This is a genomic window from Aeromicrobium sp. CnD17-E (assembly GCF_024124745.1).
GTDB lineage: Bacteria > Actinomycetota > Actinomycetes > Propionibacteriales > Nocardioidaceae > Aeromicrobium.
Map to the genome: position 1 here is coordinate 1 of NZ_JAMXRU010000206.1, position 1,561 is coordinate 1,561.

Sequence of the window (1,561 nt, forward strand, 5' to 3'; positions counted from 1 at the left end):
GCCGCGGCACCAGCCCGGCGTACAGGTCGGCGGGCACGCCCGGGGGCAGCGAGCCGCACAGCGCGACCCACGACGCGCCACGGGCGGCGTCGACGAGCGCCGCCACGAGGGCTTCGCGCTCCTCGGCGTCGAGCGGCGTGCCGGGCGCATTGAGCTTGGTGGTGGTGCCATCGGGCTCGGCGAGGGTGAGGTTGACGCGAGTGGCGCCCGCGATCGGGACCTGCACGACGGCGAGGCCGGTGGGCGCGAGCGACGTGACGACGGGGTCGCCCGGGGCGGCCGGGACCACGGCCCGCACGTCGACGCCGGCCGCCTGCACCACGCGGGCCACGTTGATGCCCTTGCCGCCCGGCTGGTCGGTGGACGCCGACGTGCGCAGCACGGCGCCGCGCTCGAGCGGTCCGTCGAGGCACACGAGGCGGTCGATCGCGGGGTGCGCGGTGAGCGTGACGATCATGCGACCACGACCTCGAGGCCGGCGCGCTCGAGCCGCGAGACCTGCTCGCGCGTGACGCCCTTGTCGGTGACGACCACGTCGAGCTCGTCGATCGAGGCGAAGCTCATGGCGTACTCGGTGTCGATCTTCGAGGAGTCGGCGAGGACGACGACGCGGCGGGCCGCGGCCACGAGCGCCCGCTTGACCGCCGCCTCCTCGACGTCGGGCGTCGTGAGCCCGCGCTCCAGGCCGATGCCGTTGGCACCGATGAAGGCGACGTCGGGACGCATGCGCCCGTAGGCGGCGACGGTGTCGGCGCCGACCGCGGCGGCCGTCGTCGGGCGGACGCGCCCACCCACCACGAGCAGCGAGACACCCTCGTGCCGCGCGAGCCGGCCGGCGACGTCGATGCCGTGCGTCACGGCGTCGAACGCGGCGTCGGCGGGCAGCGCGTCGACGAGGGCGGCGGTGCTGGTGCCGGCGTCGAAGGCGACCCAGCCGTCGGTGTCGGGCAGGAGCGTGAGCGCGGCCTGCGCGATCGCCTCCTTCTCCGGCGCGTGCTGGGTGGCACGGTCCGTGACGGCGAGCTCCGCGGCCTGGGCCACGGTGCGGGCGACGGCTCCGCCGTGCACACGACGGGCCAGGCCGTGGCGCTGCAGCACGTCGAGGTCGCGGCGGATGGTCTCGCCGGACACCCCGAGCTCGTCCGCGGCGTCGACGACGCTCACTCGGCCGTGCTCGCTGAGGCGGGCGGCGAGGAGTGCGCGGCGTTCGGCGGCGTACACGAGTGCTCCTGGGGTCCGGTCCACGTCCCACGACACGGTGCAGGGGGTGCAGGGTGTCCTGCGTCACCGCGTTGTGTGGATTTGTGTGGATTTGATGTTGATGTCTGCTGTTCTACGCGATAGTCTCGGGCCATGTCAAGCATGTCGGGCACATCCCCACAGATTTCCATGACGGCGGTCACCCTCACCGGGACCCCCGTGGTCGCCGGCGTCGGGCACGGCGCCGTGCTGGTGCCCGGCGACCGTCCGCACGTCCCCTCCGACGAGCCCGCGCGCGACGACACGGCCGAGCTCTTCGCCGCCGCGGCGGCCACCGTCGCCGGCCGCCTGCAGGAGCGCG

The 1,561-nt window shown here is 74.8% G+C and carries 2 protein-coding genes; both read right to left on the reverse strand.

Translation table 11 applies throughout. The features are described 5' to 3' along the window. Nucleotides 1-457: PfkB family carbohydrate kinase (locus NH339_RS18140; RefSeq protein ID WP_253027426.1), on the reverse strand; the 457-nt coding region annotated here is incomplete at its 3' end. Beyond that, a complete protein-coding gene (locus NH339_RS18145) occupies nt 454-1,245 on the reverse strand; it encodes a DeoR/GlpR family DNA-binding transcription regulator (protein ID WP_253027428.1) in 792 nt (263 codons plus the stop codon). The genes NH339_RS18145 and NH339_RS18140, both read right to left, overlap by 4 nt. Nucleotides 1,246-1,561: the final 316 nt, after the last annotated feature.